Source organism: Chitinophagales bacterium (assembly GCA_017303415.1).
Taxonomy (GTDB): domain Bacteria; phylum Bacteroidota; class Bacteroidia; order Chitinophagales; family Chitinophagaceae; genus SpSt-398.
The window spans coordinates 2667382-2690351 of record JAFLBJ010000001.1 but is presented as its reverse complement, the minus strand read 5'-3'; the positions used below and the strand labels follow the sequence as shown (position 1 = coordinate 2690351).

The window sequence follows — 22970 nt, the reverse complement described above, 5'->3', positions numbered from 1 at the left end:
TTTGTGCCGCCTGAAAACGGTATAAAAATTACATTTTCCATGCATTTTCAACTGAACGAAGAACATCTCATGATCCAGCAGGCAGCGCGTGATTTTGCCCGCAATGAATGCCTGCCTGGAGTGATCGAACGTGACGAAAAACAACAGTTTCCCCGTGAACAGATCATGAAACTGGCCGAACTTGGTTTTATGGGTATGATGGTTAAACCCGAGTATGGTGGCGCTGGCATGGATACCATCAGTTATGTACTTGCCATGGAAGAGATCAGTAAGATCGATGCCAGTGTGAGTGTATGTATGAGTGTGAATAATAGCCTGGTTTGTTATGGCCTGCAGGAATTTGGTTCAGAAGAGCAAAAACAGAAATACCTGACTCCGCTTGCTCAGGGAAAAAAGGATGGAGATCTGTATATCGGTGCTTTTCTGTTGAGTGAACCGGAAGCTGGAAGCGATGCTACCTCCCAACGTACCACAGCTGAGGACAAAGGTGACCATTACCTGTTGAACGGGACCAAAAACTGGATCACAAACGGAAGCAGCGCTTCCGTCTACCTCGTAATGGCCCAAACAGATGCCGCAAAAGGTTCCAAAGGCATCAATACATTCATTGTGGAAAAAAATTGGCCCGGTGTGACCGTTGCTGCCAAAGAGAATAAGCTTGGCATCCGGGGTTCCGATACCCATACCATCATGTTTACGGATGTAAAAGTCCCCAAGGAGAACCGGATCGGGGAGGATGGGTTTGGATTCAAATTCGCGATGAAAACCCTGGCAGGTGGACGTATCGGTATTGCCTCACAGGCCCTGGGTATTGCCAGCGGAGCGTATGAACTCGCGCTCAAATATTCCAAGGAACGTAAGGCCTTTGGTACGGAGATCATGAACCATCAGGCCATTGCCTTCAAACTCGCCGATATGGCTACACGTATCGAAGCTTCCAGGATGCTTTGTCTGAAAGCCGCGTGGGAAAAGGACAATCAGATGGACTACACAGTTAGCTCCTCCATGGCCAAAGTGTTTTCTTCCGAAACCGCCATGTGGACCGCTGTCGAAGCCGTTCAAATCCACGGGGGGTACGGATTCGTAAAAGAATACCATGTTGAACGCCTGATGCGGGATGCTAAGATCACCCAGATCTATGAAGGCACCAGCGAGGTACAGCGGATTGTTATCAGCAGAAGCATATTGAAATAGCTAATAGCTAATGGCTATTAACTTTTAGCATTTATTCCTTGCGTCCATTGGCGCCTTTGTGCCCCTGCGGTAAAACCTATTCACTATTTTCGTGGTATGATCGATCAAGTGAGTTACACCGATTTAGTCAGAAGACTTGGTAAAAATGCCACGCTGGTGGCTGTTTCCAAAACCAAACCCATCGAGGATATCCAGGCCCTTTACGATCTTGGGCAACGGGATTTTGGAGAGAATTATGTCCAGGAACTTGTAGACAAGGCTGCACAACTGCCTACTGATATTCGTTGGCATTTTATCGGGCATTTACAAAGTAATAAGGTAAAATACATTGCCCCTTTTGTCCATCTGATTCACGGGGTGGATAGTTTCAAATTATTAAAGGAGATCGACAAGCAGGCGGCAAAAAATGAGCGCGTGATCGATTGCCTGCTCCAGATTCATATTGCGCAGGAAGAAACCAAGTTTGGATTGGATGAAACCGAGCTCGCCATCTTGCTGATAGATCCTGTTTTATCAGGATTGAACCATGTGCGGATACGGGGATTGATGGGGATGGCCAGTTTCTCTGATAATACTGAGTTAGTACGGGGTGAATTCAAAACCTTGCAAGTGTTATTTGAAAAATATGGGAAGGAAAGGGGATGGTCCATTTTGTCAATGGGAATGTCCGCTGATTATCCGATTGCTATCGAAGAAGGTTCCACCCTTGTCCGGATAGGCAGCCTGCTTTTTGGGTCCAGAAATTAGGTGACCATTCTTCCTTTTTTGCATTTCGTCACTGATTTTGTGCTGCTGGTGTAAAGGTTTTGCCCCTCCAAATCAGTACATTTAGTTTAGGATTGAAAATGCCCATTGCCTTTACCAAATATCGACTGCACCACATCCTTATCTGGGTTCTGGTATATCTTGTCTGGTACTACCTGCGGGTAGATGACTATCCCAGTCCCGAATTAGCCTCACAGATCACGCTGCTAAAAGTCGCAGACCTGGCCTTATTGGTCTATCTCACCAATTACCTACTGATCCCCAGGCTGCTTTACCGGAAGCGGTATATTCTTTTCTCTCTGGTCTATCTGGGAATGATACTTGTTAGTAGTTATGTGAAAATGAAGGTCATCGGGCAATTGCTGAATAACCCCGGTCTATTTGACCTTCGTCTTCATTGGCGTGACCGGATCTATGATAACCTTTTGCCCCATATCTTTCTGGTCACGGCCGGCGCCACGGTCAAATTGGTGATTGATTATATTCGTCAGCAAAAACGGCTGGCTGATCTGGCCAAGGAGAATGCTGTGGCAGAATTGAACTTTCTCAAATCACAGATCAACCCGCATTTTTTGTTCAACTCTATTAACTCGGTTTATTTTCTTATTGATAAGGAAAATAAAGAAGCCAGGGAGGCCTTGCATAAATTCTCCACCATGCTGCGGTACCAACTGTATGAAACAGATGGTGATCGTATCCCGATCGAAAAGGAAATGGGATTTTTAAAGGATTATGTGGACCTTCAAAAATTACGCAAAGAGGAAGGGTATGAGGTGGATTTTAAACAAGGGGAGGGCCTGTCTGGTTTTTCCATTGAACCGCTTATCCTGATCCCTTTTGTAGAGAATGCGTTCAAGCATATTTCGCATCATGGGCATGCTCCCAATTTTATTCATATTCATGCCGACCGGCAAAATGGCCACTTGAATTTCTCGGTAACCAATTCATATGAGATTAAGGCTGCCGGCAAAGAACCCTATTCGGGAATCGGGCTGCAAAATGTAAAACGCCGATTGGAGTTGCTGTACCCCGGTCAGCATGTTTTGGATATCAGCCAAACGGAAGGGGTATTCAAAATGAATTTGAGCCTTCCTGTTCAATCAAAATTGACCGCACATGAGTCCGCAAACTGAACCAGCCAAATCATCAACGGTTCTCCGTTGTCTGATCATTGATGACGAGCCCCTGGCTCGAAAAGGCCTGCGCGAGTATGTGTCGGAACATGATTTTCTGGAGCTGGCAGGTGAATTCGATAACCCGCTCAAGGCCATGGAACTTCTTCACAGTGGCCAGATCGACTTACTATTTTTAGATATCCAGATGCCCAAACTGTCGGGACTTGATCTGCTACGGACACTAAAAGACCCACCTCTTACCATTCTGACCACCGCTTATTCTGAATATGCCGTGGAGGGGTTTGAATTGGAAGTGGTGGATTACCTCGTTAAACCCATCGGGTCCGAGCGTTTTGTAAAAGCCGTGTGGAGGGCACGTGAACTTTTTGAACTTAAACAAAGTAATAAGGCGGTGAATATACCCGGGCAGGACCATTTTTTTATCAAGTCAGATAATAAGCTGGTACGTATCCTGTTTGATGACCTCCTGTACGCGGAGGCGTTACAGAATTATGTTACGCTGCATACGGTGTCAAAGAAATATATCACCTACCTGACCTTTCGGTCAGTGGAGGATTATCTCCCGGCCGACCGGTTTATCCGGGTGCACAAATCGTATATAGTTTCTGCCTCCCGAATCGATAGCATCGAAGGAAATGATATTCGGATCGGGGAGCATTATATCCCCATCAGCCGCAATCTGAAGGACGAGGTGATGGATAAATTATTGAAAGGCAAATTTCTAAAGCGATAACCCTGAATTTTAACATGTTTCTCCCGCCGGAATGATTATTTTTATTCCATGAAAAGATCGTTTTACCTGCTCTTCTTTTTGTCATTGTCGGGTCTTATGCAAGCCCAGGAATGTGAGCTCAAGGATGTAAAGGATCCCCTCAATCAGGAAACCCGACTTTCCACCGGGTTTAAGAAAATGGGTGGGGGAAGTGACCGCTTCATGATGTCGGGAGAAGTAGACAAAAAGGAATTGGATTTCTTTTTTGTACTTGAAGGCAGTGGTCTTTGCTTTGATGAATATGCCCGCGTTCAAGCCATTTTTGAAGGAGGTAAACAAAAGAACATCTTTCGAAATGGAGGGGCTGAAAATTGCCAGGGATATTTTCACATCATTTTTAAGAACCAGGCCAATCAACCCGCTACATTAAAGAACCTGGCTACAAAGAAGGTCATTAGCCTGAAATTCACCATGAAGGATAATAAAGAGAAGATCGTTAACCTGGGTCCGGAAGAGCAGGATACTTTCCAACGGATCGTTTCCTGTATTCTCGAATCTTCGACTCCGCTATTGAATGATACCTGGAAACCAGCCAAGCAATAATTATTTCCTTCTCTACACTTGTACTACCGGCTGACTTTCTTTTCGTAACACCCACCAGGCGAGTACGGCACTGGTAAACATGAAAAGTGCGCCGGCAAAAAAGGGCATGCCTGGAATATGCCAGAATCCTTTGGCCTGTGTAAACGACGTAAAGAGACCGGTCATTAATACCGGACCGAAAATACTTGTCAGACTCATGGTACTTGTCAGCGACCCTTGTAACTCACCCTGCTCATTGGATGGAACATGTTTGGCCATGATGGCCTGAATGGCCGGGCCTGCAATACCTCCCAGGCAATAGGGGATAAGAAAGACAAACATCATCCATCCTTCAGACGCCATGCCAAAGAGCAGCATCCCAACCGAGTAAAGGACCAATCCGATATAAACGCTTTTTTCATTTCCTAATTTGGGATTGATAACGCGGATCAGTAACCCTTGTACCAGACCGATTAGCACCCCCACTACGGTGAGCGAGATCCCTACCATCCCTTCACTCCAATTGAAAACATAGATCGTATAGAAACTCCAGTTACTTTGCACTGCATGGGCAGCGAGGCTGATAAAGAAAAAGGAAAAGAACAGGCCGATGATGGAAGGGTATTTTTTGAGTTTGACAAGTGACACACCAGGAATGATTGTCTTCCAGTTAAAAGCCCTTCTTTTATCCGGAGGCAGTGATTCTGGCAGGACAAAATATCCATATAGCCAGTTCAACAGGGCCAGGCCGGCGGCGGCATAAAAGGGCACTCTTGTTCCCAATTCGCCAAGCAGTCCTCCCAGAAGTGGGCCAATGATAAAGCCCAGGCCAAATGCCGCTCCTATCATTCCAAAATTCTTGGCCCTTGTTTCAGCTGTACTCACATCGGCAATATAGGCTGAGGCTGTAGAGAAACTGGCACCGGTGATACCGGCTAGTATGCGGCCGAGAAAAAGCCAGCCAAAACTGGGGGCCAGGGCAGTCACCAGGTAATCCACACCAAATCCAAAAAGGGAAAATAACAGAACTGGTCTGCGGCCATATTTGTCGCTCAGGTTTCCCAATGCGGGGGCAAAAATAAATTGCATCACCGCATAAGCAGCCGTCAGCCAGCCTCCATACGCACTCGCCTCATTGACGGGAATATGGAGCATTTCGGAGATCAGTTTTGGTATCACCGGAATGATGATCCCAAAACCTGTAACATCGATCAGCAGGGTGACGAATATGAAGCCGATGGCGGCTTTTCTGGACCGGGCCATATTATTTTATTCAGTTGGTTTTATTGCGAGAAGGTTATTCAAATTTGAACAGGCTATTCGTTTCAATCGAAGCCGATTTATCAAAGACAAAATCCACAAACCGGGCATCTCCTTTTTTACCGGTTATTCTTCCATTGATGCGGCCGTATTCTTTATTTTCCTCGTCAAATGCCTTGATCATTACTGGCTGGTCCACATCATTATTGAAAACCATATAAACACTCAATATATGAGCTGAGCCGGAATCGCTTCCATTAATCCGTACTTTTCCAATCTCCAGGCCCCTTCCCAAAATAGCCGGAGTCAGTTCCACTTTACATTTGAACCGGTCTGAAACACCATCGGCCACCCCATCAAAAAATTCGGAAGCCCCTTTGCCAACCGTTTCACCGGTTTTATTGATGGCTTCCTTTGTTTTTTCTTTTACAGAATTTCCGGAACAGGCAGCAAGAAACAGACAAAGCAGGAGGGCTGAAAGGGATTTCATGCTTTTTTTTGCCAAGTTACAAAATTCCCATCGTGATCTTCGTGTCCTTTGTGCTCCCTTTGTGTCCTTCGTGTCCTTCGTGTCCTCCTACGCAAGTCTGGCGTAGGAGGACACGAAGGACACAAAGGGTACACGAAGATCACGAAGAAAAAAGGCTAGGAGGCCAGGATTTCGCCGGTGTGTACCTTGATATTTGCCGCAATTTTTTCGGTTGGCAGGTCATTGGCATCTTTTCCAAAAGGATCTTCGATTTCTTCGGCGATCAATTCAAGGCTGGAAAGAACATAGAATATAAATGTTACCACGGGAATAACATAATACCCCAGGCTGAAGACAAAGCCAAAGGGCAGGGACATGATATAGAAGAAGATGAATTTTTTCAGGAACACGCTATACGAGTAGGGGATAGGGGTATTTCGTATACGCTCACAGGCCCCACAGATATCTGTAAAAGAACGCAGCTCTTCATTCAGCACGATAAGCTGATCACCTGTGATCTTTTGCTCCTTATAAAGACGCGTAACCCGTTGCATCATTAGCAGGGCCACCTGGTTGGGTACATGTTTGGATACATCAATCGTCTCCAATTCAGGATGATCCTTTTCATCCAGGGCCAGTCTTGTCTTCTCCGCATGCAGGTGGTGGGCCAGCGTGGAGGCATAAAGAGAGAGGGTCTTGTGAAAATACTGCAGGGTGTTCTTGTCCTCCGGCAGGAAACTTTTGATCTTAATGGCCAGGTTTCGGCTATTGTTCACGAGGCTGCCCCAGAGTTTACGACCTTCCCACCAGCGGTCATAGGCCGTGTTGGTGCGGAAGACAAGGAGCATGGAGAGGACAAAGCCCAGGAGGTTGTGTAACAGGGTCAGGTTGCGGACATAACTATCTTTAGAAAGATCCCAATATTCGAGTTCGAGATAGGCCACCAGCCAACTGTAGGCCGCCATGGCCAGGATCATAGGAAACAGCTTCCGGATCGTGTCGGACCTGTGGAGGCGGAATATGAAAGTGAACCAGTCTTTGGGATTGTAGGTGATCATAGAGTAAAGATAGGGAGCCGCGCGAATTTTCAAACTCCCCAATCGGTTACTTCACCACCACCTTATTCTCGGTAATATTAAACTCCAGGTCGAGTGTGTTTTTCTTCTTGAATTCAAGGGTGCCTTCATATGTCCAATCAAAACTGTAGTTATTATCTACGGTGCGTTCTTCCCATTTGCCTTCATAGAGGGCGAGGAGCAGGCATTTGATTTCATGTGAACCCTGCGGTACGGTGATGGAGAAGCTGTTCTTCTGCTGCTGGTCTTTCTCAGGTCCGGTGGATACCAGGGTGCCATCGATATAAACATTCATTTTGGAAACATAGGAATAGCCTTCATTTGTACCTACGGTTGTATAGGTGATGGTCAGTTTTCCTTTTTTGGCTTTAACAAAAGAGGAGGACATGATAAAGGGAATGGCGAGCAGGAACAGGAGCTTGAGTTTCATGATCGGTGATTTTGGGTCAAATCTACTCCCTGTCCCGGGTCTGGCAATACCCGGAAGGCGGTATTTGAAACAGGAGGCCCTCTTTTTCATATATTTGTAGACCTATGAGCGAAGAAGTCAAAAATGATGAACGGAGCCTGAATTTCATCGAAGAAATCATTGAGAATGACCTGAAAAGCGGGAAATATACCCGGATCGTCACCCGTTTTCCCCCTGAGCCCAACGGCTATTTGCATATCGGCCATGCCAGTAGCATCTGTCTCAATTTTGGGCTCACCAAGACCTTTCCCGGTTATACCAACCTCCGGTTTGACGACACCAATCCCACTACGGAAGAGACTGAATATGTGGATAGCATCAAGGAAGATGTTCGCTGGCTGGGTTTTACCTGGGAGCATGAGCGGTATGCCAGCGATTATTTTGATTCCCTCTACGAATATGCCCTTGTCCTGATTAAAAAAGGCCTGGCCTATGTGGATGACAGCACCAGTGAGGAAATGGCTTCTATGAAAGGAACCCCGACCGAGCCGGGTAAGAACAGCCCCTGGCGTGACCGGTCAGTGGAGGAGAACCTGGACCTTTTTACCCGGATGAAGAATGGAGAATTTCCCGATGGAAGCCGGACCCTTCGTGCAAAGATCGATATGGGGCATATCAATATGCTGATGCGTGACCCTGTATTGTACCGGATCAAACATGCCCATCATCACCGGACAGGGGATAAATGGTGTATCTATCCGATGTACGATTTTGCCCACGGGCAAAGTGATAGCATTGAAGAGGTGACACATTCCATTTGTACGATGGAGTTTGTGCCGCACCGGGAATTGTATGACTGGCTGATCGAAAAACTGGAGATCTATCCATCGCATCAATATGAATTTGCGCGCCGGAATACGAACTATACGGTAACGAGTAAACGAAAATTGCTGCAATTAGTAAACGAGAAATATGTGAGTGGTTGGGACGACCCCCGTATGCCCACCATCAGCGGGTTGCGCCGGAGAGGGTATACCCCCGACAGCATACGCGATTTTTGTGACCGTATCGGTATTGCCAAAAGAGATAACCTGGTGGATGTAGGTGTGCTGGAGTTTTGTGTGCGGGAACACCTGAATAAAATCGCCCTTCGGCGAATGGTGGTATTTGATCCTGTAAAAGTGGTGATCATCAATTGGCCGGAAGGGGCGGGTACCGAGACTCTTCAAATAGAAAACAATCCGGAGGATCCCTCCACCGGTGACAGGGCCATTGGGTTTAGCCGCGAGATATTGATCGAACGGGAAGATTTCATGGAGAATCCACCCAAGAAATATTTTCGATTGGCGCCGGGCCAGATGGTTCGACTTAAAGGGGCTTATATCATCCGCTGCGAAGAGGTGATCAAGGCGGCCGACGGAACCATTCAGGAACTGCATTGTACCTATTTGCCGGACAGCCGTAGCGGATCCGATACCAGTGGGATAAAAGTTAAAGGCACCTTGCATTGGGTGAATGCACCCGATGCGGTGGAAGTGGAAGTGCGGGAGTATGACCGCCTGTTCCGCGTGGAGGACCCTACCGATGAAGAAGGAGATTTTAAAGAGTATCTCAATCCCGATTCATTGAAAGTAGTCAAGGGCTATGCAGAACCTTCGCTTCGCACGGCCAATCTCCAGGATCGCTTTCAATTCCTACGGAAAGGATACTACTGCCTTGACAAGGATGCCACATCGGATAAACTCATCTTTAACCGCACCGTGACCTTGAAAGATGGTTGGGCCAGGGAAGTATCCAAGTCATAGACAAGGATATTTGTCATGTGTGTATATCATGTGATTGGTTACAACAATCAGTCAATTCTGTGACTACGCTCATCGGTAAAGCCATATTGGGATAATACTTTTAAGTAAAATTACCCGGTATGAGTTACTCCAGTATCACCCGTATCAGCAGCGATCATAAAGTCTGGCAAAAAAGCCTTGAATTCTATAAGGAAGAAATCCGCAACCTCCAATCCAGGTTGACGGAGGTCGCAACCAAAAACACCAGCTTCGAGGCCCGCCAGGGTATCGAACATTTCCAGAACCAGTTTATCGTGCAGCGGAACAATATCGATGAACTAAAGCACGAAATGAACCATTTTGCCGATGAGGTCAACCACGATGTGCTGCACCACACCGGTCATGTGAATGACCTGCTTGTGGTGGAGAAAAAAGTGCTAAAAGAAAAGTACGAGGATTTTGAGCGCGTGATGAATGGCCTTCGGCACGAATTCAATGATTACCTGGCCAAGTGGATGTAAGACCAGGGAGTTCCTGCATTAACTAAAAGCTAATAGCCAATAGCTATTAGCTTTTAGTTTTATTTGACCTTCTCAAAGACATAGGCATCGAATTCTACGAATTCATTGGCCCGCATTTCCACCGATTTTACTTTCTTGTTTTCGATATGGAACGAAATGGCAAAAATGCCGTATTCGATATTCTTGTATTGCATAAACCACTCTCCGTTATCCATGTACCGCATGCCTGCTACAAGGTCCTTGTGACTTTTGAAAACGGCTGCTAAACCTTCCCCTTCGGCTTTTATTTGCAGATCGCCATACAGGGGGTGCGTATAATGCCCTGCATATTCTTCCAAGGGAAGTTCGGGTTGTTTACCCATGATCCGGGCCCTCCATTGAGCAATCTGGTCCAATTGTGCTTTGGCTTCCGCTTTAGCGCCCGTCAGGAATTGATGGCTTCTGTTTACATACGGTACATTAAGATAAGCATCCAGTATCTGGTACCGGAGGGCTTCAAAGAAGGACTGGTTGTCATTATTCGTCAGGATGGCAATTCCCAGATTTTCTTCGGGCACAAAACAAACATTACTTACCATTCCCGCTGCACCGCCGGTATGCCAGTAAATTTGCCGGCCATTATAATCGGCTGCAAAAATCCCCAGTCCATAACCCCGGAAATGAATGGGGAAGGCAGAAGAGCGACGACTACCCGTACTGATATTTACATCCCGGGTGGAAAGGAGCACCTGAAAGGGGAGTACTTGTTTTCCCTGGTATTTCCCGCTATCGAGTTGGAATTGGAGCCAATGGGACAAGTCATTTACCGTACTTACAATACTGGCTGCAGGCCCCAGGTTATCCCATTGGTCGTAAGGAACGCGTTGCAGGGTTCCGGTATAGCTGGTGGTATAGGGCCGGGAAACATTTTCCCGGGTCTCCATGCCCCTTGAAATGGCCGTGGTACGGGTCATGCCGAGGGGATTGATAAGTTTTTCTGTGATGTAGGTTTCCCAAGGGGTACCCGTTACTTTAGGAATAACCTCACCGGCCGTAAGGAAACAACTATTGCAATAACCATAGTCCTGGCGAAACAGACCGATCGGTTGCAGCAAGCGCATCCGCCGCATGACCTCCTCCCGGCTTAAGGTGCTGTTCCAAAAAGTAAAGTCACCCTGAAAAGTTTTGGTACCCAACCGATGAGAAAGCATATCCCGGATGGTCACTGAAGCAGAAGAAAGACTATCGTACAGCCGGTACCAGGGGTAATATTTAGTGATCTTATCATTCAGGGATAGTTTTTTTTCAAAGGCGAGATTGGCGAGGGCTATACCGGTGAAAAGTTTTGTATTGCTGGCAATCATGAACTGGGTATGCTCATTCACCGGTTCATGGGTGTTGATGTCCCGCTCTCCATATCCCTTCATCATGACCACCTGGCCATCCTTAACGATCACCAGGGCCAATCCTGGCAGGTCCCATTCTTTAAGCCCGCGCCCGACATAGGCATCCAGACTGTCGTTTATAAAGGAAGGTAGTTGGGCCTGCAGGCCAGAAAAACCTATAAGGAGTAATCCGAAGAGAAATACTTTTTTCATAAAAATTATTGTGTAGTTGGGTCTATGGCTTTCTTATTCGAAAAACAAATCCCCCACCCGGGGCGAGATGTAAAGTTAATTTTTCGGGCCTGTAATCGCGGTACTGCTTGAGGATGTGGTCTGAAGCATACCGGTCTGCATTCACCCCGTCCAGGCAGACGGTTATATCATATTCTCTGAAATCGAGGAAACCCAGATCCAGGGTCAGGTCCCGGGCTGTCCAATTGGTCATTCCGGCGATAAACCAATCATTGCCTTTTCGTCTGGCGGTGATGATGTACTCTCCCAATATTGCGTCCAGTATAATCGTTTCGTCCCAGGTTGTAGGGATACTTCCCAGTAGCTCCATAAAGGCAGGCTCTAAAAGACCGGCCGAAGGATTACCGGAAAAGATCTGAATGGGACTTTCATATACCACGAACATAGCGAGTTGGTGGGCACGAGTTCCCGGGGCCATTACCTTATTCCCAATGGGCCGAAAGGTTTCTTTGGTCGCATTGTCCAGGATACCGGGTTCATAGTCCATAGGTCCTGATACCATCCTGATAAAGGGGAGAAGCAGATTGTGATCCGGTGTGGCTTTCTCGCTCCAGATATTGTATTCCGAACCCAATACCCCTTCGCGTGTTACCGCATGCGGGTAGGTCCGGTTAAACCCTGCCGGTTTGAAAGCACCATGAAACATGACCATGATCTTATGCCGGGCACAAGCCTTGGCTATATTGTGATAAAATCCAACCATGGATTGGTCATCCCGGTCCATAAAATCGGTCATGATAAAATCCACCCCCCAGCGGTTGAATTGCTCCAGGGCGGGTTCCAGTTGTTTTTCCAGGGTCAGGGCCAATGTCCACATACTGAGTTTGATCCCTTTCTCGCGGGCATAACGGCTGATCTCTTCCATATTAATATCCGGATGGATCTTGAAGAGGTCCTTATAATCACTCCAGCCTGCATCCATCATGATGCGTTCAAACCCAAAACGCTTGGCAAAATCAATATAAAATTTATAGGTGGCAGTATTGATCCCTGCTTTAAAAGGCACATTAAATAGATTGATACCGATGATCCATTCATCCGTACCCTTGCCGGGTTTGACCCAGGATGCATCCCCGATCCGGGAAGGAGGTGCCAGGCGATATACGAGATCATTTCCGGGTAGTTCTTTATCATGACGAGCAATCACCATCACCCGCCAGGGAAAGGACCTGGAGCCATTGGTATAGGCAATATAATCCGCGCGTTTGGTGACCACGTACTGGGGAAATTCTCCCTCCGTCATTTTTTCTTCCAACGGGAAAGGGGCAAATACGCCTTTTAATGAAAGGCCTTCCCCCCGGGAAATGAACATACCCGGATAATCCTCGAGATCGGATTCAGTGAGCAGGAGTTTAGGGCCTGTGGCCGGTTTCACCAGTACCGGACTAAAGGCCAGGTCCTCTGCGGGAACACTATCCATCGCTTTGATCTGATAAGGCTCCTCAAAGCTGGTGTGAAAAATATCCAAGTTATCCCGTTTTACGACCCTCGGGTAATATACAAGATGATTTTCCGGGAATTGATAGGTAGCTCGTTCGGACTGGATATAGACACTGTCCTTCTTTTGTAATTGAAAGCGATAGGCCACGCCATCATCATAGGCCCTGAATTGTAACGAAAACCCATTGGAAAAAATAAGGGAGAGTTCATTGTACCGGTCCGGAATACGGGTTCTTTTTTCAGGAACTGGGGAGAGGATAGTATCCCGGCCTTCGCGGTATTGTGTTTTCTTAAGTTTTGCTTTTTTTCCCAGTGGCATTCCCGATACGATCATGTCCATGGCAGAATAGTTCAATACCTGATGGCCATCTACCTCCACTTTATAGGCGATCGAATCTGAAATGGAAATGGAAACGCGGATCGTCCTGTCCGGTGACTGAAGTTCTTTTACCTGACCCAGGCTAAAGAGCGGGAGAAAAAGGAAAAAGAGAATTGTGAAGCGCATGGGCTAAGATAGAGAATTTCGGCCTTGGCGGTAAATTCACCCTCTATCGGTATTCCCCAAAAACACCCCTCAGTTCATCTGCCACTTCGCCCAATGTACATTTGTTCTCTACAGCCTCGATCACTACAGGCAACAGGTTTTCTCCGCTAACGGCCTTATCGTTCAGGTCTTGCAGACATTGATCAACCCGGGCGCGGTCGCGGTTATTTTTAAATTCGGTGAGTTTGGCTACCTGTTGTTTTTGGATATTGTCATCGATCTTAAGAATGGGGATATGTTCAGCCTCACCACTTTCAAATTTATTTACACCGACAATGATCTTTTCATTCTCTTCGATCTGCCGTTGATAGGCGTAAGCGCTTTTCGCGATCTCTTCCTGGATAAAGCCCTGTTCAATGGCGGACACACTGCCACCCATCGCATCGATCTTTTCCATCAGTTTCCAGGCAGCTTCTTCGATCTCGCGGGTCAGTGATTCCACATAAAAACTTCCAGCCAATGGATCTACCGTATCAACCACACCACTTTCATAGGCAACGATCTGTTGCGTACGCAAGGCAATACGTGCTGCTTCTTCGGTGGGAAGGCTCAGGGCCTCATCATAACCGTTGGTGTGGAGGCTTTGTGTTCCACCCATTACGGCAGCCAATGTTTGAATAGTAACACGGGAAATATTATTCAAAGGTTGTTGGGCCGTGAGTGTGCTGCCACCAGTTTGCGTATGGAAGCGGAGCATCATGGCCTTTTGGTCGGTGGCACCCAGATCCTTCATCATTTGGGCCCACATACGTCTAGCGGCCCTGAATTTGGCCACTTCTTCAAACAGGTTATTATGGGCATTGAAGAAGAAGGAGAGCCTTTTACCAAATACATTGATATCAAGCCCTTTTTCCAGGGCGGCTTTTACATAGGCTTTACCGTTGGCCAGGGTAAAAGCGATCTCTTGTACAGCGGTACTACCGGCCTCCCGGATATGGTAACCGGAAATGGAAATCGTATTCCATTTGGGAACCTCCCGGCTGCACCATTCGAAGATATCCGTGATGATGCGCATGGAAGGTTTCGGCGGATATATATAGGTACCCCGTGCGGCATATTCTTTCAGGATATCATTCTGGATGGTTCCGGCGATCTTTTTGAGATCAGCTCCTTGTTGTTTCGCGAGGGCTACATACAAGCTCAGCAGAATAAAACCGGTGGCATTGATGGTCATGGAGGTTGAAACTTCTTCCAGCTTGATGCCTTTGAAGAGGGCCTGCATATCATCGATGCTATCGATCGCTACACCCACCTTTCCCACTTCTCCATCTGCGAGTGCATGATCGCTGTCATATCCGATCTGTGTAGGCAGGTCAAAGGCTACGCTCAGTCCCATCACCCCTTGGGAAAGCAGGTAATGGTAACGTTTATTGCTTTCTTCGGCGGTGGAGAACCCCGCGTATTGGCGCATTGTCCAGAGTTTTCCCCTGTACATGTCTGCCTGAACGCCTCTGGTATAAGGGAAGGAGCCAGGTAATTCAGAGGTAACAGGGATAGCGCCATCGGGGGCCGTATACAGGGGTTTGATCTCTATTCCGGAATCAGTGAACCGTTTATTTTCTTCCATAAAACCAGGATTAGTGGGTCGAAAGTATACCGTTGTGCCGTAACGGAAAATGATTTTGGTTGGTTGGTGACCTGCTTTACTTCACCAGTTTTCGGGCTTCGTAATTGATGGCCTCCAGGACGATTGTGTGCAGGGGCGCTTTTTGCTGTTGCATCGAGAAATCCAACAACGCTTTGTTCAGGTCAAGCCCGGTAGCACCCTCGGGCATCACCGCTCCCACCTGGTTTATGATCAGCATGTTCTGTTCTTTCAGGTTCTTTACGGCTTCCCAGGCCACGGGGCTGACATAGATCTGCTGGGAGGCATTGTATTCAAACTCCTGTTTGATACTTTCGAGCAGGAGAATCTGCATCTCCTTGGCGGAACCAAGTCCCGACTGGTTGGCCCGGCTGACCAGGTTGGGAAGGGCTATACGCTCGGTCAGCAACACCATTCGCTCATAGGCCTGGAGCTGAAGCGGGCGGGTGGATTCTTCCGCCACCGGAGGGGTTTTTGCCGGTTTATTCCTTTCTTTGGTCCATAAAACAAAGGTAAAAGCAGACACGACCAGGGCGATGATCGAGATCATGAGGCTAAGGACATTCATATCCATGGGTTAGATTTTAACAACAAAAATAAACCCGCAGGCTATAACTTTGTATTTATTATATGGAAACAAGTACATTAAATCCGGTCAGCTTTACCCCAGGAGCCCTGGTGGAGCTGAAAAAACTGATGCAGGCCCCCGATTTTGATGCTTCCCAACGCCTTCGGGTGGGAGTGAAGGGAGGTGGTTGTTCGGGTATGACCTATGTGCTGGGTTTTGACAAACCTGAAGCAGACGATCACGCCTTTTCCATCGAAGGCATTCCCTGTGTGATGAAGAAAGCCCATGAAATTTACCTCTATGGTATGGAGATCGATTGGCAGGATGGATTGGGGAACCGCGGGTTTACCTTTAGTAACCCGAATGCGAGCAGTACCTGCGGGTGCGGGACGAGCTTTGCTGTTTGATTAAAGCAATTATTTATACTACAGAGACACAGAGGCCGCAGAGAATTTTATTTCTCTCTGCGGCCTCTGTGTCTCTGTAGTATTTTATTATTTAACCTTGACACTCTCCTTGCCACCCAAAGGCTTATTTCCGCCCAGGTCAACCAGGATCGGAGCCGCCACGAAGATGGAAGAATAAGTACCCGTTACGATACCGATCAACATGGCAAACGCAAATCCGCGGGTTACTTCACCTCCTACGAGGAAGAGGATGAGGATTACCAGGAAAACGGTCAGCGAGGTCATTACAGTCCGGCTCAGGGTTTCATTGATGGCACGGTTGATGACCTGTGCCCTTGGGGCATTGGGCATTAACCGGCTGTCTTCCCGGATCCGGTCAAATACGATCACCGTATCGTTCATCGAGAAACCGATAACGGTCAGTACCGCCGCGATAAAGTGCTGATCGATCTCCAGCGGGAAAGGAACAACGCCCTTCAGGAAGGAGAATACGGCCAGGATGACAAGCACGTCATGCAGCAAGGCCACGATCGTACCCAATGAGTATCTCCAGTCGCGGAAACGGATAAAGATATACAGGGCAATCACCAGAAGCGACCAGAAAGTCGCCCACATGGCCCCAGATTTCAGGTCATCCGAAATGGTGGGTAACACGGTCTTGGAACCGAGTTTGTATTGCTTGGTCGTATTGAACTTCTCAAATGTCAAATCCTGTGGCAGGTATTTCTTCAAACCTTCGTAAAGTTTGCGCGACACCATGGAATCTACACCCGGACGGGTATCTTTAATAAGGTAGGAGGTTGTGATATCCACCTGATTGTTTCCACCCAGGGTTTTGATCACGGGATTTTCCCCAAAAGAAACTTCGAGGTCCTTCCGCATGTCTTCGATCTTAGAGGTGATGGACTGGTCAAACCGGACCTGATAGCTACGTCCACCGCTGAACTCCACACCCTGATCGAAACCATTCACAACGGCACCAACTCCGAGTAATAGCACAACAACAGAGATGCCATAAGCAACCTTTCTGTATTCAATGAATTTAATTGCTGCATGTTTGAATACCCGACGGGAAACACCGGTGAAATATTCGAGGTGGCGTTTCCGGTTCGTAAACATATCAGATACCCAACGGCTCACCAGGATACCGCAGAACAGGGAAAGAATGATACCCAGGATCTGTGTAGTGGCAAAACCTTTTACCGGACCTAATCCAAAATAGAACAGGATGATCGCTGTAAGCAAGGTGGTCACGTGGGCATCCAGTACCGGAGGCAATGAACGCCGGTAACCATCGGAAATGGCTGGCAAATAGGCCTTGCCCTTTGTCAGTTCCTCCTTGATCCGTTCATAGATGATTACGTTGGTATCCACTGCCATACCAATGGTCAATACCAGACCAGCGATACCCGGTGCGGTCAATGTGGCGCCTAGGGCGGCCAGCACACCAATGGTAAACAGCAGGTTCAGGATAAGCGCGATATTGGCGATCCAACCGGCAGTGTTATAATACACCAGCATCAGCAGGAAGATCACAGCAAAGGAGATAAGGAAGGCGTTGCGTCCACCCAGGATGGCATCTTCGCCAAGGGTAGGTCCAACTACCTGCTCTTGAACGATCTTGGCAGGGGCGGGGAGTTTACCGGCTTTCAGGATATTCGCCAGGTCGGTAGCTTCTTCAACATTGAAGCGTCCGGTGATCTGTGAATTTCCACCGGTGATCTCTTCGTTCGCAACCGGAGCTGAATAAACGATATCATCCAATACGATGGCGATGGGAATTTGTCCTTCATGACTTTTCTTGGTCAGTTTCGCCCAATCACGTGCACCAATATTGTTCATCGACATCGATACGATGGGTTGATTGGTGGTGGGGTTGAAATCGGGACGCGCATCGGTCACCACATCTCCTTCCAATGGAGCTACTTCACGACCATAGGTCTTGAGTGCATAGATGGGGAGGCGATCGCTGGTTTTACCATTGTCTAACCGCGGAGCAAGCCCATAAACAAATTTGGCATCGCCGGGGAGTTTGTTCCGGAAAACAGGATTTTCCAACACATCACGGAAACGGCCGGTATCATTAATGGCAACAGAACCGAAGGCCCCGCTTTCGTTGGGTCCACCGATCCATCCACCGCCAGTTCCGGTCATATCAAAAAGGGTTTTAGCTCCTTCTTGTGCAGTAGCAGTCGTGGTGGTAGCCCCACCGCCCAATTGCTCGGCCAGTGTTTGTTGTTTACCAGCAGCAGTATCTATTTTTCCGGTGGTGTCATCTGACTTGATCCCTTTAATAAAATTATCATAAGCGGTTTGTGCCGCGATCAATGAGTTATTTAATTCTTCGGGCTTGTATACTTCCCAGAATTGGAGGTTGGCCGAAGCTTGCAGGTATTTACGTACCCGCTCTTCATCATCAATACCGGGAAGCTCAACGGTAATAATTCCTTTTGCCTCTTCCAGGTTGATATTAGGTTGGGCCACACCAAATTGGTCAATACGGCTGCTCAGGATTCGATAGGTACGATTGATCGCTTCTTTCGCTTCGCTTCTGATCTCGGCGATCACTTTATCATTCCCATCATCCACCTTGATCTTTCCCTGATTATTGGAAGCAAAAAGGGAAGCCAGGCGACCATTCGGCGCAAGCTTTTTGTATTCTTCCGAAAAGAGGGTAATGAAATCCGCATTGCTGTTGGCTTTGCGTGCATTCGCATTCTCCAGGGATTTCAGGAAGTTGGGGTCCTTGGAATTGTTGGCCATGGATTTCAATAAGCCCACCAGTTCCACTTCCATGGTTACGTTCATCCCGCCTTGCAGGTCAAGACCCAGGTTGAGTTCAGATTCCCGGGCTTTTTTATAGGATGTCCCCCACCAGGTTACTTTCGTTTCCTTGGTGCTGTCAAGCAATGCGCTAAGTCTTTCTTTCACGGCTACATCGAAGGTGTCTTCTTTGTAAACCTTCTGACTGGCGAGATCGCCGGGATACTTGGCAACAGGGGTGGCCAAACTGGCGCTTACCTGCTTCTCGGCACGGGACTGCATTTTATTCTCATGGCTGCGCACAAACCAAGTGAAGGAGAGCTGCCAGGCGCAGATCGCGATCAGAAGAACCGTGAAAAAACTAACCAAACCTTTCAGTTGCATACAATCTGTATTTTCTGTTTACTTCCCGGAAACCGCCAAAATTGGCTATCCAAGGGTATTTTTAAGGACGGCAAAGATAGCCTTTTCAAGCAAAAAAAGAATAAATGGCAGGTGTTTCGCCACAAAGGGTTTTCGGGGGTGAACCGGATCAAAATTCTCCGCGGGGATCATTTTTAAACAGCTGTTAGTGATATTATTGAGTAATTTTGCGGGCATTGAAGAAAAACTGATAAAAAATGGCAACAGCAGCAGCTACCCTCCAGCTTTCCTCCCTCCTGACCCGATTTGCAGAGCCCGAAACCCTTAAAATGGCCAAACTGGGGCGTGAACTGCGTGCCAAAGGTGCCGATGTGATCGATCTGAGTCTGGGTGAACCCGATTTTGATACCCCCATGCACATTAAAGAGGCCGCCAAAAAGGCCATCGATGATAACTGGAGCCACTATCCTCCTGTGGCAGGTTACCCCGACCTGCGGGAAGCCGTTTGCCAAAAATTAAAAAGAGACAATAACCTGGATTATAAACCTGAAAATGTTGTGGTATCTACCGGAGCCAAGCAAAGCCTGGCCAATGCCATCATGGTGCTGGTGGATGAAGGGGATGAGGTGGTGATTCCGGCCCCTTTCTGGGTTTCCTATTCAGAACTGGTGAAGATCGCGGGCGGTGTACCTGTGATCGTGCGTACCTCAACAGAGAATGGGTTTAAGATCACACCCCAGGAATTCGAAGAGGTGATCACAGATAATACCCGTGTATTTCTGTTTTCCTCGCCTTGTAACCCCAGCGGTTCGGTTTATTCCCGGCAGGAACTGGAAGGACTGGTAGAGGTTCTCCGAAAATACCCACAGGTATCCATCATTTCAGATGAGATCTATGAATACATCAATTTTGTGGGCAAACATGAAAGCATTGCCAGCTTTGACGATATTAAGGACCGGGTTATTATCATCAATGGTTTAAGCAAGGGTTTTGCCATGACCGGTTATCGGCTGGGGTATATTGCAGCGAGTGCGGAGGTGGCCAAAGCCTGTGAAAAATTCCAGGGGCAGATCACCAGTGGTGCAAACGCGGTGACCCAACGTGCCGCTATTACTGCTTTGACCACTGACCTGCGTCCCAGCCGCGAAATGACCGAAGAATTCGCCCGTCGCCGGGAACGTATACTCGGGCTTCTCAACGAAATGCCGGGCATTTCCTGTGTGGAACCCGATGGCGCTTTCTATGTATTTCCCGTTGTCAATAAGTATTTTGGAAAAAGCGATGGGGAAGAAACCATCCACAATGCCGATGACCTTTGTATGTATCTCCTGAATAAGGCCCATGTATCAACCGTTACCGGACGTGCCTTTGGTGAACCCGATTGTATTCGGATATCCTTTGCCAATAGCATGGAAAAGATCGAAAAAGCAATGGAGCGTGTGAAAGCGGCGCTGGCGAAACTGAAATAGTTTATGTATTTATAAATTATTCCTCCCGCTCCATTCTCGTACTCAAATAACCACCCAACCAGTCAACGCCAAAATGAAGGGCCATGACGATCCAGAGCGACTGGGAGTACAGGTATATCCATCCAAATAGTACAGAAAGAACGGCGATTTTAACCACAGCCTTGAACCCCTGATAATAATGGGCTATGGCGAAGATCAATGCAGGTAGTACAACCGCCCAGGTTTCCGGCGCAGGTAGGAAATTAGAAAAAAGCGACAAACCATATTGGATCATAAAACCCCTGAACACGATTTCTTCTCCAATACCCGCAGCAAGGCACATGAGGGTATAGACGGGTAATTCCGAACCATATCTTGGCAAAAATGGAGTATGCTGGTTCCAGTGTTCCAGGGTATCTGCCTTTCTTTTTTCAGAGCTGGTATTGCTCAGCAGGTCGCCAATATATAAGACAAGGAATAAACCGGTGTAGAGCAGGGTATGGAAATTCAATTGTGGCATCCGGGTCAGTCCTATATCAGGGAGAGAACGTCCATGGAGTAACCAATTACCCAGCACGATCAGTCCCATCCCTCCAAGAAATGCGCTATTGACCAGATAGAACCGGGACCGTTCCGCTTTTCCGAGGTGGAGGTGTTTGAATTGACGTGCACTCCTGAATCCGGAAACAAGAGGTATATAAATGCCAAATAAAATAGCGAGGCTATGATCAAAAATAGTAGGTTGATCAACCATGGGTTCCGGATTTTTCCAGCAATAGCTGGTGAAGGGCCAATACCTGGGGTATGACCGCCTGCTGTTCGTCATTGACGATCACATGGTCACATAGTTTCATTTTGATCTCCTCTTCGATCTGACCCTTCATTCTTTTTTTGATCTCTTCGATGCTGGAATTATCCCGCCGGGTTGCCCGCAACAGCCGAAGGGATTCAGGAGCATATACACCAATCACCAGGTCGAGCCGATCTGTGACCCCGGCTTCAAAAATGAGGGCGGCTTCGTGAATGGCATAGGGCGTGGATTGTCGACGCATCCATTCCTCCGCATGCTTTTTCACAGCCGGGTGTACCAGGCCATTGAGTAATTCCCTTTTTTCCGGTTGTGAAAAAATGAGTTGGGAAAGATAGGCGCGGTGGAGTGTATCACCTGAATAAGAATTCGGACCGAAATGACGAATGATCGCCGCTTTCAGGTCCGGATCGTTGTGCATAAGTTGTTGTGCTTCCGGGTCGGCATAATAAACCGGAATACCGAGTACTTCAAATATCCGGGCGATGGTGGATTTCCCACTACCTATACCGCCAGTTAAGCCAACCCGAATCATAAAGGGATCAAGCCTTGGGTGTGGTGACCTTATTGACCTGTTGGGTCATCTCCATACTCACCGAAGATTTTTCGATCACGATATAGCTGCCGGGGCTTACTTCGAGCTGAAGGGTACTGTCTTCATTCACTTTATTCACCTTGCCATGAATACCGGCGATGGTAACAACCTTATCGCCTTTTTGAACTTCCTCAATGAATTTCTTTTGTTGTTTTTGTTTTTTGGCCTGCGGACGTATAAAGAACAGCCAGAAAACGATCAGGATTGCTCCCATGAAAAAGAATCCACCAAAACTACCCAGAGGGCCTGAAGGTTGTGCTTGTTGTAAAAGAAAGAATTGCATGATTGTTTGTAATGATTGGTTGTGAAAATTATCGTTCGGTCACATCTACATTGAACTCTAAAATATTATAGCTGTTGGGTTTGGTATTCGCTGTTACATATACCGATTTGCGATGACCACCAAGGGTCTGGTTGGCACTGTTGAACCGGGCCTTGATCTCGCCTTCTGCACCCGGGGCATAGGGTTCCTTGGGTGTTTCGGGAATGGTGCAACCACATCCGGCAGTTACCTGGGCAATGATCAGGGGTTTGTCACCAGTGTTCCGGAAACGATATACTACATCTACTTCTTGCCCTTTGACTACTTTACCTACCTCAATGTAGGTTGAATCCAGCCATTCAATGGTGGTTAGGTTAGTTGTGTCCTTCAGGGCAGCCAGTCTTTTTTCCAGGTCAGCACCATGTTCCACTTTGGGTTCGTCTTTTGCCGTTCCCATCTTGCAGGCACCCAGGCTCAATCCAACCGCCAGAAGTAAGAATATTCTTTTCATGATACAGGAATTTTTGCGAGGGACAAATGTAGGGAATATTGGAGAAATGGGCGTTGGGGGGAGGAAAGAGGACGGATGATAGATGACGGAGGACGGAGGACGGATGACAGATGACGGATGACAGATGACGGAGGACAGAGGACGGAGGACAG

The 22970-nt window shown here is 47.6% G+C and carries 22 protein-coding genes; 9 read left to right on the top strand and 13 right to left on the bottom strand.

Annotation, left to right across the window (positions count from 1 at the left end; all coding sequences use genetic code 11):
- The first annotated feature begins 39 nt into the window (after positions 1-39).
- The 5 genes from J0M30_11635 to J0M30_11615 all read left to right on the top strand — a co-directional run bounded on the left by J0M30_11635 (position 40) and on the right by J0M30_11615 (position 4410).
- Positions 40-1194, top strand: coding sequence for an acyl-CoA dehydrogenase family protein (locus tag J0M30_11635; protein ID MBN8668146.1), 1155 nt, complete (start codon positions 40-42; stop codon positions 1192-1194).
- A 96-nt stretch (positions 1195-1290) separates the two neighbouring features.
- Positions 1291-1941: a YggS family pyridoxal phosphate-dependent enzyme gene (locus J0M30_11630; protein ID MBN8668145.1), complete on the top strand. Its 651-nt coding sequence runs from the start codon at positions 1291-1293 to the stop codon at positions 1939-1941.
- 59 nt (positions 1942-2000) lie between these two features.
- On the top strand, positions 2001-3092 hold the full coding sequence (locus J0M30_11625) for a histidine kinase (protein ID MBN8668144.1): 1092 nt from the start codon (positions 2001-2003) through the stop codon (positions 3090-3092).
- Complete coding sequence (locus tag J0M30_11620; GenBank protein ID MBN8668143.1) at positions 3076-3828, top strand: response regulator transcription factor; 753 nt, start codon at positions 3076-3078, stop codon at positions 3826-3828. Before J0M30_11625 ends, J0M30_11620 begins: the two co-directional genes overlap by 17 nt.
- Before the next feature lie 48 nt (positions 3829-3876).
- Complete coding sequence (locus J0M30_11615) at positions 3877-4410, top strand: hypothetical protein (GenBank protein ID MBN8668142.1); 534 nt, start codon at positions 3877-3879, stop codon at positions 4408-4410.
- Positions 4411-4422: 12 nt separating this feature from the next.
- Here the strand turns inward: J0M30_11615 and J0M30_11610 are convergent, their stop codons facing one another.
- The 4 genes from J0M30_11610 to J0M30_11595 all read right to left on the bottom strand — a co-directional run bounded on the left by J0M30_11610 (position 4423) and on the right by J0M30_11595 (position 7624).
- Positions 4423-5652 carry a TCR/Tet family MFS transporter gene (locus J0M30_11610; GenBank protein ID MBN8668141.1) on the bottom strand — a complete coding sequence of 410 codons (1230 nt, stop codon included), beginning with the start codon at positions 5650-5652 and terminating at the stop codon, positions 4423-4425.
- 34 nt (positions 5653-5686) lie between these two features.
- Positions 5687-6139 (bottom strand): hypothetical protein, encoded by a 453-nt coding sequence (locus J0M30_11605; protein MBN8668140.1) that lies wholly within the window; start codon positions 6137-6139, stop codon positions 5687-5689.
- A gap of 155 nt (positions 6140-6294) precedes the next feature.
- A complete protein-coding gene (locus J0M30_11600) occupies positions 6295-7176 on the bottom strand; it encodes a hypothetical protein (protein ID MBN8668139.1) in 882 nt (293 codons plus the stop codon).
- 46 nt (positions 7177-7222) lie between these two features.
- Positions 7223-7624, bottom strand: coding sequence for a hypothetical protein (locus J0M30_11595; GenBank protein MBN8668138.1), 402 nt, complete (start codon positions 7622-7624; stop codon positions 7223-7225).
- 104 nt (positions 7625-7728) lie between these two features.
- On the opposite strand from J0M30_11595, the gene J0M30_11590 reads away from it, so the two are divergent.
- Together J0M30_11590 and J0M30_11585 are read left to right on the top strand one after the other, a co-directional pair.
- A complete protein-coding gene (locus tag J0M30_11590) occupies positions 7729-9408 on the top strand; it encodes a glutamine--tRNA ligase/YqeY domain fusion protein (protein MBN8668137.1) in 1680 nt (559 codons plus the stop codon).
- Between the two features lie 119 nt (positions 9409-9527).
- On the top strand, positions 9528-9908 hold the full coding sequence (locus J0M30_11585) for a hypothetical protein (GenBank protein MBN8668136.1): 381 nt from the start codon (positions 9528-9530) through the stop codon (positions 9906-9908).
- A 59-nt stretch (positions 9909-9967) separates the two neighbouring features.
- On the opposite strand, the gene J0M30_11580 is transcribed toward J0M30_11585, so the two are convergent.
- From J0M30_11580 to J0M30_11565, 4 genes are all read right to left on the bottom strand, one after another.
- Complete coding sequence (locus J0M30_11580; GenBank protein ID MBN8668135.1) at positions 9968-11485, bottom strand: serine hydrolase; 1518 nt, start codon at positions 11483-11485, stop codon at positions 9968-9970.
- Between the two features lie 22 nt (positions 11486-11507).
- Positions 11508-13469 (bottom strand): glycoside hydrolase family 97 protein, encoded by a 1962-nt coding sequence (locus tag J0M30_11575; GenBank protein ID MBN8668134.1) that lies wholly within the window; start codon positions 13467-13469, stop codon positions 11508-11510.
- A gap of 43 nt (positions 13470-13512) precedes the next feature.
- Positions 13513-15075: a methylmalonyl-CoA mutase gene (locus tag J0M30_11570; GenBank protein ID MBN8668133.1), complete on the bottom strand. Its 1563-nt coding sequence runs from the start codon at positions 15073-15075 to the stop codon at positions 13513-13515.
- A gap of 76 nt (positions 15076-15151) precedes the next feature.
- Positions 15152-15667 carry a hypothetical protein gene (locus J0M30_11565; GenBank protein ID MBN8668132.1) on the bottom strand — a complete coding sequence of 172 codons (516 nt, stop codon included), beginning with the start codon at positions 15665-15667 and terminating at the stop codon, positions 15152-15154.
- A gap of 56 nt (positions 15668-15723) precedes the next feature.
- Here J0M30_11565 and J0M30_11560 point away from each other — a divergent pair, with 56 nt between their 5' ends.
- On the top strand, positions 15724-16068 hold the full coding sequence (locus tag J0M30_11560) for an iron-sulfur cluster assembly accessory protein (GenBank protein MBN8668131.1): 345 nt from the start codon (positions 15724-15726) through the stop codon (positions 16066-16068).
- Positions 16069-16155: 87 nt separating this feature from the next.
- Here J0M30_11560 and secDF read toward each other — a convergent pair whose 3' ends face one another.
- Positions 16156-19215 (bottom strand): protein translocase subunit SecDF, encoded by a 3060-nt coding sequence (gene secDF, locus J0M30_11555; protein MBN8668130.1) that lies wholly within the window; start codon positions 19213-19215, stop codon positions 16156-16158.
- Between the two features lie 308 nt (positions 19216-19523).
- Between secDF and J0M30_11550 the strand changes: the two genes are divergently transcribed.
- Positions 19524-20663: a pyridoxal phosphate-dependent aminotransferase gene (locus J0M30_11550; GenBank protein MBN8668129.1), complete on the top strand. Its 1140-nt coding sequence runs from the start codon at positions 19524-19526 to the stop codon at positions 20661-20663.
- 16 nt (positions 20664-20679) lie between these two features.
- Here J0M30_11550 and J0M30_11545 read toward each other — a convergent pair whose 3' ends face one another.
- The 4 genes from J0M30_11545 to J0M30_11530 are packed head-to-tail and all read right to left on the bottom strand — an operon-like array spanning position 20680 to position 22818.
- On the bottom strand, positions 20680-21396 hold the full coding sequence (locus J0M30_11545) for a CPBP family intramembrane metalloprotease (GenBank protein MBN8668128.1): 717 nt from the start codon (positions 21394-21396) through the stop codon (positions 20680-20682).
- The gene (locus tag J0M30_11540) at positions 21389-21985 is read right to left on the bottom strand and encodes a dephospho-CoA kinase (protein ID MBN8668127.1); all 597 of its coding nucleotides are present in this window, start codon (positions 21983-21985) and stop codon (positions 21389-21391) included. The genes J0M30_11545 and J0M30_11540 overlap by 8 nt, the downstream gene beginning before the upstream one ends.
- Before the next feature lie 7 nt (positions 21986-21992).
- Positions 21993-22328, bottom strand: a complete 336-nt coding sequence (gene yajC, locus J0M30_11535; protein MBN8668126.1) for a preprotein translocase subunit YajC — start codon at positions 22326-22328, stop codon at positions 21993-21995.
- 28 nt (positions 22329-22356) lie between these two features.
- Positions 22357-22818, bottom strand: a complete 462-nt coding sequence (locus tag J0M30_11530) for a DUF1573 domain-containing protein (GenBank protein MBN8668125.1) — start codon at positions 22816-22818, stop codon at positions 22357-22359.
- Positions 22819-22970: the final 152 nt, after the last annotated feature.